The 8863-nt window shown below is 66.0% G+C and carries 8 protein-coding genes and 1 pseudogene; 4 read left to right on the forward strand and 5 right to left on the reverse strand.

Annotated elements, in window-relative coordinates:
* Positions 1-197: 197 nt before the first annotated feature.
* A complete protein-coding gene (locus tag C446_RS02600; RefSeq protein WP_006671500.1) occupies positions 198-473 on the reverse strand; it encodes a hypothetical protein in 276 nt (91 codons plus the stop codon).
* Positions 474-773: 300 nt separating this feature from the next.
* Here C446_RS02600 and hisB point away from each other — a divergent pair, with 300 nt between their 5' ends.
* The gene (hisB, locus tag C446_RS02605; RefSeq protein WP_006671501.1) at positions 774-1361 is read left to right on the forward strand and encodes an imidazoleglycerol-phosphate dehydratase HisB; all 588 of its coding nucleotides are present in this window, start codon (positions 774-776) and stop codon (positions 1359-1361) included.
* On the opposite strand, the gene C446_RS02610 is transcribed toward hisB, so the two are convergent.
* Both C446_RS02610 and C446_RS02615 read right to left on the reverse strand, forming a co-directional pair.
* Positions 1358-2614 (reverse strand): glycosyltransferase, encoded by a 1257-nt coding sequence (locus tag C446_RS02610; protein WP_006671502.1) that lies wholly within the window; start codon positions 2612-2614, stop codon positions 1358-1360. The genes hisB and C446_RS02610 overlap by 4 nt on opposite strands.
* Positions 2615-2818: 204 nt before the next feature.
* A complete protein-coding gene (locus C446_RS02615; protein ID WP_006671503.1) occupies positions 2819-3811 on the reverse strand; it encodes a hypothetical protein in 993 nt (330 codons plus the stop codon).
* A gap of 142 nt (positions 3812-3953) precedes the next feature.
* Here C446_RS02615 and C446_RS02620 point away from each other — a divergent pair, with 142 nt between their 5' ends.
* Positions 3954-4457 (forward strand): hypothetical protein, encoded by a 504-nt coding sequence (locus C446_RS02620; protein WP_006671504.1) that lies wholly within the window; start codon positions 3954-3956, stop codon positions 4455-4457.
* 13 nt (positions 4458-4470) lie between these two features.
* Here the strand turns inward: C446_RS02620 and C446_RS02625 are convergent, their stop codons facing one another.
* Complete coding sequence (locus C446_RS02625; RefSeq protein WP_006671505.1) at positions 4471-4860, reverse strand: DUF7522 family protein; 390 nt, start codon at positions 4858-4860, stop codon at positions 4471-4473.
* 159 nt (positions 4861-5019) lie between these two features.
* Between C446_RS02625 and C446_RS02630 the strand changes: the two genes are divergently transcribed.
* Positions 5020-5658: an IMPACT family protein gene (locus tag C446_RS02630; RefSeq protein WP_006671506.1), complete on the forward strand. Its 639-nt coding sequence runs from the start codon at positions 5020-5022 to the stop codon at positions 5656-5658.
* 38 nt (positions 5659-5696) lie between these two features.
* Here C446_RS02630 and C446_RS02635 read toward each other — a convergent pair whose 3' ends face one another.
* Complete coding sequence (locus tag C446_RS02635) at positions 5697-6605, reverse strand: hypothetical protein (RefSeq protein ID WP_006671507.1); 909 nt, start codon at positions 6603-6605, stop codon at positions 5697-5699.
* A gap of 128 nt (positions 6606-6733) precedes the next feature.
* On the opposite strand from C446_RS02635, the pseudogene C446_RS02640 reads away from it, so the two are divergent.
* A pseudogene (locus C446_RS02640) lies at positions 6734-8863 on the forward strand (S9 family peptidase); the annotation flags it as partial.

The following is an 8863-nucleotide window of genomic DNA, read 5'->3' on the forward strand; positions in this document are numbered from 1 at the left end:
TGTCACCTGCGTGGACGACGGTCGTAATCAGTTTGGTGGAATTACTCGCTATCGTCGGAGCGGAGTTCGAACGGAAGCGAGTACGGCCCGGAACCGCGGAACCGGACGAATCGATCGGAGGACGTGAATCGGTTCTGTTCCCGGCCCGATCCGCACCGTTCTCGGCCTGGACGCTGACCGGCTCGAGACCGACGGTGTTAGCCTGTGCTTTCGCGATTGTACCCGTGTCCGGCGTACAGTGCCAGTACGTTGAGGCCGAGCAACGCCAGGAACGTCACCGTCACGGCGGGATTGTCGAGTCCCTGGGCGAGCAGCGGGACGTGGACGAACGGCAGCGCGATCGCGACCCAAAACGAGAGGAACTGGGCTGGCCCTTTCAGGGACCGGAGGATTCGATCACGCGTCTGTCGCTGCTCCGTCTCGGGGCCGGCGGGACCGATCGATTCGTTCTGAAGCGGGGAGGGGCTCGACATGGGACGTACCTCGTCTCGAGTACGACATTCAGCCACGGCATCATATAAGGGATCGAATATTGACGCCGTTTCGACCCGTTTCACGCCCGTAATGAATATATTACCGACCGCTGATGACGGTGTAAACGGCGGTTTAAAATTTTATACGGCGATCTAAGACCGCTTCCGAATCGCGTCATCGATCTCGGATCGAACCAGTTTGGCAGGTCCGACATCGCGTTCGACCGGTCCGGAGTCGATCGCCTCCAGGGGCTCGAGCCGAGCGCAACGGCCTTGTACCGCGGGTCCGATCGCTCCGACATGAGCGACCGCACCGCGACCGTCTCGCGCGAGACTGCCGAGACGACGATCGAGTGTACCGTAGCGATCCACGGGAACGGGAACGCCAGCGTCGACACGGGGATCGGCTTCTTCGATCACATGCTCGAGTCGTTCGCCAAACACGGCCTGTTCGACCTCGAGGTGGACTGCGACGGCGACCTCGAGATCGACGACCACCACACGGTCGAGGACGTGGCGATCGTCCTCGGGGAGGCCGTCGACGAGGCGCTCGGCGACCGCTCGGGGATCGTTCGGTACGCGGACCGCCGCGTCCCCCTGGACGAGGCCGTCGCGGATGCCGTCGTCGACGTCAGCGGTCGGCCACGCTTCTACTTCGAGGGGGAGTTCTCCCAGGACGTGATCGGGGAGTTTACCAGCGATATGGCCCGGCACTTCGCCGAGTCGTTGGCGATGAACGCCGGTCTGACGCTGCACCTCGAGGTCGACGGCGAGAACGCCCACCACGAGGTCGAGGCGCTGTTCAAGACGCTCGCACGGACGCTCGACGACGCGACGCGTCTCGACGAGCGCCGCGAGGGGACGCCGAGTACGAAAGGCGCGCTCTAATCCAGGGGCTGGGCTTTCTCCTCACGTTCGGTCGTCTCCTGGTCGGCGTCGTCGACGAGCAATTCGGTCCCATCGTGGTTCCGGATGTCGCCACGCTCGAGGGCCGGGTTGACGACTTCGACCCCTTCGGGGGGTACTTTTTCGGTTACCCGGAACTCGGAGACGGGTGAGACGATCCCCCAGGCCGCGCCGGTGGCGTGGAGCACGACTGCAAGCGGCGTCACGAGGAGAAACGCCGGCCACAGGCGTGGTTCGATCCGGTAGGCACGGAGCCCGCACCACATGAACACGACGAGCACGAGTCCCAGCACCGCCGATATCCCGCCGACCGCTCGAACGGGTAATCCCGCCGCCACCGGTTCGAAGAAACCGCCGAGTATCCACGCGAGGACGAGCGGCGAACAGGCCCAGACGACTATCCGGGTCCCGTACAGCGGGCGGTACGAGAGCGGGAGGATGCCGCCGTCCTGAAGCGAGCTGGAGATCCAGCGTCGTCGCTGGCGGACCATAGCCGACACCGAGGGCGGGGCCTGATTCCGGAACCGCGCGTCGGCCACCCGAAACGAGCAGTCACCGTCGCAGGCCGCTCGCCAGACGAAGTTCGTATCCTCCGTGACGGTCCCCACGTCCCACCCGATCCGTTCCTCGAGGTCCCGTCGGATCGCGATGCCGCCACCCCAGGCGTAGAGTGGGTATCGCAGCTGCGGAAACGCGAACTGTTCGAGCTGGTAGCCGACGCGAAACACCTCACAGCAGTACGCGAGCCACGAGCCCGTGTAGATCGGTAGCTCGGTGAACTGGACGATATCCGCGTCCGGGAGGCCAGCGAACTCGGTAACGATGGTGTCCTCGTCGAGATAGAGAATGTACTCCGTCTCACAGGCGAGAGACTGACTGGCCCACTCGAGGGCTCGTCCCTTGTTCGTCGCGTCGCAGTCGAACCCCTCGGGGACGACGTGTACGGTCGCTCCGTCGATGTCCATCGGCGCTTCGGCGATCACGTGGATGTCGTCGATAGCCGCGGGCACGGCGTCGACGGTTCCCTGAACCACTCCTTCGTCGTCGACTGTGAGGACCCGAACCTGGACGTCCTCGAGTCCCCACTCGATGGGATCGTCGCCGGAGTGTCGTCGGGACAGTACGAGCACCTCGTAGAGCCACCACAGGGTGGACAGGCCGTACAACACGAGGACGACCCCCAGTACGAGGAAAAGAACGACAGAGAGAATCGTCGGCGGCGTCGGAACGTTCACTCTGCCCTGTAGGAGTGTCCGGTATCAATGTCTTTCCCCTTCCAGTGAGTATCGCGATACCGAACACTCGCCGTCCGACACTCGAGCGGTCCCGGGCGACGTAACGACCGGACCGGGCCCGGATCGGACGGATTGCTGTACCGACGTCCCTGTGTAACCGCTTCGGGTCGTGGTTCCACCGGAACCCACGGACGGAAAACCGTATCAGGGCTGTCGCAACTTGCCGCGGCGTTCCTCGAATTTTCCCTGCTCGATCGCGTGGTCGACGATTGCCTCGACCTGGTCGCTCTCGAGGTCGTACGCGCCAGCAGCCAGCGCTTCGGCTTCGGAGCGTTTCACCGGAAAGTCACGGTTTCGAAGCAGACGGACGACCTTCGCGTAGGCCCGAGAGGGGTTTGTGGTCGACGACGAGTTCGCCGTTTCCTCGTCGCTGTCGGCGTCGTTCGCGTCCTCGGCGTCTGATCTCGTCGCCGTTTCCGTCCGCCGGCGTGGGTTCTGGTTCGACTCCGTCGACTGCCTCGCGGTGGTGCCGGTCGATCCTCGGCGTTTTGTGGCCGCTGCAGTCTCCGCGCTCCCTGCGGGTTCTTCGGAATCGGTCGCTGTCCTGTCGGACCTCGCGCTCGAATCGCCTCCTGAAGCGACCGTTTCGGCGGTCTCGGACTCGGTGCTCTCGGGACTCGCGTCGACGAACGTGATCTCCTCTTCGTCGGTCCCGTCTCGAGCAGACCCCGCGTTCGACCCGTCGCTCGTGCCGATGTCGGAGGAGTCGCTCGAGTCGTCTCCGGCTCCAACCCCGTTTCGAGGCGTCGATGCAGCATCGTCTCGATCCGCCGATCGACGGCTCTCGGTTGCAGTCGACCCCGCCGCTTCGAGAGCCGGTGGCGACTCCGCTTCACTCCCGCTATCGGGCGCGGAACCGTCTCGCGACCCGTCTCGTTCGCGATCGTCGGCCGGTGTCGTGTCGGCCGTGCTCGTGGAGTCGGCACCCTCGCTTGCCGTTCCGTTTTCGACCCCAGCCCCGGCCGCACGAGCAAGCAGCGGCTCGAGAAGGACCTCGAGTCGCTCCTTGCAGTCCTCACAGAGGACGACGCGTCGTTGTTCCTCTTCGGTCGGTGTCGGCTCGAGGTCGCTGGGTAGCACCTCGAAGGTGCCGACGGCGTCGGCGTCACAGAAGTCGCAGTTCCGGAGTGCTCGCATACTGGGGGGTGACGGCCAACAAACTAATAAGCTTCCATCAATTCCCTCACGTTTCGGCGGCGAACGCCGAAATCCGAGGAACGAACGTCGCCGGCCTCGACCACCGATCATTATACCGTTGGTCACGTACACTCGCCAACGAATGTTCGACGAGATCATGGAGAAGTTCGAGGGTTCTCCGAGCCAGCAGGCGGTCATCCGACTCCTGCTCGAGCGGGGGTTCTCCGTCAACGACGACGGTCGGGTGGTCTCAGGGGGAATCGAGATTCCAAATACCGGGATCGCCCGCGAGATCGACGTCGACCGCCGTGTCGTCGACTCCACGACGGACGCCATCCTCGAGGACCCGGAGCTGCGGCGCATCTTCCAGAACATCTCGCAGGTCCCGAGCCTGATGGACCTGGCTCCGGTGCTCGATCTGACCGTGCTCTCGATCGCGGTCGACGACCCGGAACAGGAGGGGATCGTCGCCGGCATCACCGGCACGCTCGCGGACAACGACATCTCGATCCGGCAGACGATCAGCGAGGACCCGGAGTTTACCGACGAGCCACGGCTCTACCTGGTCACCGACGAGGCCCTCCCCGGCGAGGTCATCACCGAGCTACGCGATCTCGAGTTCGTCCGCAAGATCGAGATCCAGTGACCACGAGCGGTGGCTACGCGTCCACGTTGGGTGTGCCTCCCTCGAGCAGCGTCGCGAGCGCGGTTGCCAGTTCCTCGAAGCGCTCGATCGACATCGGATCGGTCGTCACCCAGATGCCGTGATCGCCGCGGATGACTCGGGTCAGATAGCCGTTCTCGAACATCCTGATCGTCGCCTCGTAGTCGCCGAGCTGGGTCTTCCTGTAGGCGGACTGAGAGCGAAAGCCGAACCGCTCGTGATCGGCGAACCCGACCAGATCGGCGGTCCGCTCGAGGTCCGAACGGAGGTACACCTGTTCGACCTCGTCTTCGGTGAAGTAGGTAACGCTCCGGAGTTCGTCGCCGACCGTGGTCCGACAGACCGACAGCAGTTCGTCCATGAGTGCGTCATCGACCGCGGACATGCTGTGAACACGTAACGAACCGTGGCACCAATAGCGTATGGGATGGTTCACCCTGCCTGGGGACCGACGGGCTCTTTTTTATCAGCCGTCAAGAACCGGTATGTGCGTTCTCGGATGCGACCCTCGAGGGTCGCGAGCGAAACGGGCGGGTGAGCCGACGTGAGCGACGAGGCGGCCGATTCAGACCGGGGCCCCGACGCGTACCGAACCGTCGCCGAACCCGCGACTGCCGACTTCGTCGTCCAGGGGTCCGAGTTCGTCGGGCGCGTCCGTCCCGTCGACTCCGTCGAGGCTGCCGAGTCGTTCGTCGAAGCCGTCGCCGAAGAGTACGCCGACGCGACTCACAACGTTCCCGCCTATCGCGTCCGGGCCGACGCCGAGGGCGACCTCCTGCGGGAGTACTCCAGCGACGACGGCGAGCCGTCCGGCTCAGCCGGAAAACCGGCCCTGAACGTCCTCACACAGCGGGACCTCGAAAACTGCGCGGTCGTCGTCACCCGCTACTACGGCGGGACGAACCTCGGTGTCGGAGGGCTCGTCCGGGCCTACTCGAAAGCCGTCAAGGACGCGGTCGACGCCGCGGGTGTCGTCGAGCAACGCCCTCACGAGTCGGTTTCGGTCACGGTGGCGTACGACGATTCGGGCACCGTCCGAGGGATTCTCGAGAGCGAGGGCTACGAGTTCGACGCCGACTACGAGGCGACGGTCACGTTCGACGTTCGGGTCCCCATCGCGGCGGCCGAGTCGCTGCGGGACCGGTTGCGCAGCGCGACGAGCGGTCGCGTAGACCTCGAGTAATCCGTGGTCGGACGGCGGGGTCGCTCGCCGGTCGCCGCTCAGTCGGCTGTCGACGCGTCCGGCCGCTCGAGGACGGACACCTCGAGCCCGCTTCCCGCGAGCGTCTCGAGGACGGCAGCCGGATCGTCGGCCTCGAACTCGTCGGGCTCGAACCGCGTCGTCCTGAGCCCGCGGTCGAAGACGAGTTCGCCGTCCCGCAGGCGGACGTGGTCGATTTCGTCCCACTCGAGGAGCGTTCTGGTGTAGGGCCGCCGTTTCACCAGGCCGATGTCGTAGGCCGCCAGCTGTGGCGTCTCGCCGGCGTCTCCGGGCCTGAACCGTCCCTCGACGACCCCGCTGAGCCCCCAGAACAGCCCGATACCGACCCACGCGAGCGCGAGTACCCAGTCACCTCCCAGGGCGTGTATCGCTCCACCGCCCAGAAAGAGAACGAGCAGGAGGGAATCGAGAACGCCCGACGAGGGGGGCGTCCAGGCCCAGGTTGCGATCGGTTCGCCGTCCGTGACGGTGTCGACGTACCGGTTCCGGGCCAGCCAGTCGACTCCCGACCCGGCCGCGGCGATCGCGATCGCTCCCGCGACGGAGACGACCCCTGGTAATCCCTCGAGCGCACCGAAGACGGCGGGGATGGCTGCGGCGACGAACGGGACTGCGGGAACGAACAGGGCGAGTCTGTGTCGACGGCTCCGGCCGATCGCCAGTGTGGACGCGTCGCCGTATCGACCGGCGAGCACGCCAGTCACGACCGTTCCAACCACGAACCCGGCGACAGCTCCCGCGAGAGCCATCGTCGCCGACGCCTCCAGCGAACCGATCTCGAGTGTGACGGTGCCCGCAGCTACCGATCCGAGGAGAACGCCGCCGTAGATCGCGAACGCGCGTCGAACGGACGAGTCAGCGACCGACGGATCGTCGTCGCTCGAGAGGACCGACGATGTGGGTGACACGCTATCGTATACACGACGACGTGTGAAAACCGTACCTGTTACCTCTTCGTGGTACTGTCGGTGGTTCCTCCCCTCGACTGGCGAGTCTCGACCGAAATCTATAGCGGGCACGACGGTCGTCATCCTCCATGGACCGGATCAGTGCCTGTGATTATCACGACATCGTACACGCCGAGGAGCCGCGTCTCTCGCCGGACGACGAACGCGTCGCGTTCGTCCGCCGCGAGCCCGACGACGAGGAATCCTACGAGGCGACGATCTACGTCGTCCCCGTCGGCGGCGGCGAGCCGACGNGGGGAGCCGACGCAGTTTACCGTCAGCGAGGGCGTCGACGGCCAGCCCCGCTGGAGTCCGGACGGCGACTCCCTCGCGTTTACGAGCACGCGCGGCGAGAGCGACCGCCAGCAGCTGTGGGTCCTCCCGACGACGGGCGGCGAGGCTCGCCGCGTCACGGGCGTCGTCGGCGGTATCGCCGACCTCGAGTGGAGCCCGGACGGCTCCCGCCTGCTGTTCACCCAGCAGGTCAGCGCGGACGACCGCGAGCAGTACCGCGACTACGCCGTCGATCCGACCTACGAGCCCGATCAGCCCGACCCCCGCGTCGTCGACCGCATGGTCTACCGCGCGGCGACGGAGTATTTCGACGGCCGCCGGAGCCACGCCTACGTCCTCGACGTCGAGGCCGCCCTCGAGGCCGACGAGGACGAGCTACACGAGGAGGTCGGCGAGTCGGAGGACGACGAGGAGACCGGCGACGAGAGTGAACCCGTCGCCCCCGATGCCCACCCGATCACTCGACTGACCGACGGCGACGACGATCACCTCGCGCCGACGTGGGGCGACGACGGAACCGTCTACTACGCCTCGAAGACGGCCGAAGAGGGCGAACACCCCGACGACTCGCTCACCTACCAGCTGTACGAACACGACCTCTCGAGCGACGAGGTGACGGCGTTCACCGAGACGACCGGCTGGGTCGCCTCGCTCGACGCGACGACCGACGGTCTGGTCGCGTTCACCTACACGCCTGAAGAGAAGGCCTCGATGCGCCAGACGGAGCTCAAAGTCCACGACCGCGAGGACGGGACGGAGGTCACGCCGACCGAGTCACTCGACCGCACCATCGGTCACAACTGCGCGTTCCGCTTCGGTCCCGACGGCCAGGAGCTCTACTTCACGACGCCGGACACCGGGTCGCAGGTTCTCCGATCGGTTCCTGCCGACGCGAGCGACGATCCCGAACTGATCTACGGGGAGGGCGTGACCGTCGAAGGCTTCTCCATCGGCGAGAGCGCGATCGCGTCCGTCCAAAGCGAGTGGGACCACCCCGGCGACGTGTTCCTCTCGACTCGTGGCGGTAACGAGGTCACTCGCCTGACCCGGGTCAACGACGACTATCTCGACCAGCGGGCCGTCCGCCAACCCGAGGAGATTCGGTTCGAGAGCGACGGGTCCGAGATCCAGGGCTGGGTCCTGACCCCGCCGGAGTTCGACGCCGACGCGACCGACGAGACGTACCCGCTGGTCGTCGAGATCCACGGCGGCCCTCACGCCCAGTGGACGACCGCTGGGACGATGTGGCACGAGTTCCAGACGCTCGCGGCCGAGGGGTACGTCGTCTTCTGGTGTAACCCGCGGGGTTCGACCGGCTACGGCGAGGACCACGCGATGGCCATCGAGCGCGACTGGGGAGCGGTCACGCTGACCGACGTACTGGCAGGCGTCGAGGCGGTCTGCGAGCGCGACTACGTCGACGAGGACGAGCAGTACGTCACCGGCGGTAGCTTCGGCGGGTTCATGACCGCCTGGACGGTCGCTCACACCGACCGGTTCGAGGCCGCCGTCTCCCAGCGCGGCGTCTACGATCTCACGAGCTTCTACGGCTCGACGGACGCGTTCAAGCTCGTCGAGGGTGACTTCGGCACGACCCCGTGGGAGGAACCGGAGTTCCTCTGGGAGCAGTCCCCCGCCGCACACGTCGACGCGGTCGACACCCCGACGCTCGTGCTTCACTCCGATCGGGACTACCGAACGCCGGCCAACACTGCCGAGCTGTTCTACCTCGGCCTGCAGAAACACGGCGTCGACACCCGCCTCGTCCGCTACCCCCGCGAGGGCCACGAACTGTCGCGGTCGGGCGAGCCCGGCCACGTCGTCGACCGCATAGAGCGCATCGTCCGCTGGTTCGACGGCTACTCCGACTACGAAGAAGAGCCGCCCGCACTCGAGCGCAACCGTGACGACGGTCTCTCGGCGGG

This window comes from Halobiforma nitratireducens JCM 10879, assembly GCF_000337895.1.
Classification (GTDB): Archaea; Halobacteriota; Halobacteria; order Halobacteriales; family Natrialbaceae; genus Natronobacterium; species Natronobacterium nitratireducens.

Excerpts from the sequence above, each read along its gene's own strand:
- hisB (WP_006671501.1), top strand. The coding sequence starts at position 774 with ATGAGCGACCGCACCGCGACCGTCTCGCGCGAGACTGCCGAGACGACG.
- C446_RS02620 (WP_006671504.1), top strand. The coding sequence starts at position 3,954 with ATGTTCGACGAGATCATGGAGAAGTTCGAGGGTTCTCCGAGCCAGCAG.
- C446_RS02600 (WP_006671500.1), bottom strand. The coding sequence starts at position 473 with ATGTCGAGCCCCTCCCCGCTTCAGAACGAATCGATCGGTCCCGCCGGC.
- C446_RS02625 (WP_006671505.1), bottom strand. The coding sequence starts at position 4,860 with ATGTCCGCGGTCGATGACGCACTCATGGACGAACTGCTGTCGGTCTGT.
- C446_RS02615 (WP_006671503.1), bottom strand. The coding sequence starts at position 3,811 with ATGCGAGCACTCCGGAACTGCGACTTCTGTGACGCCGACGCCGTCGGC.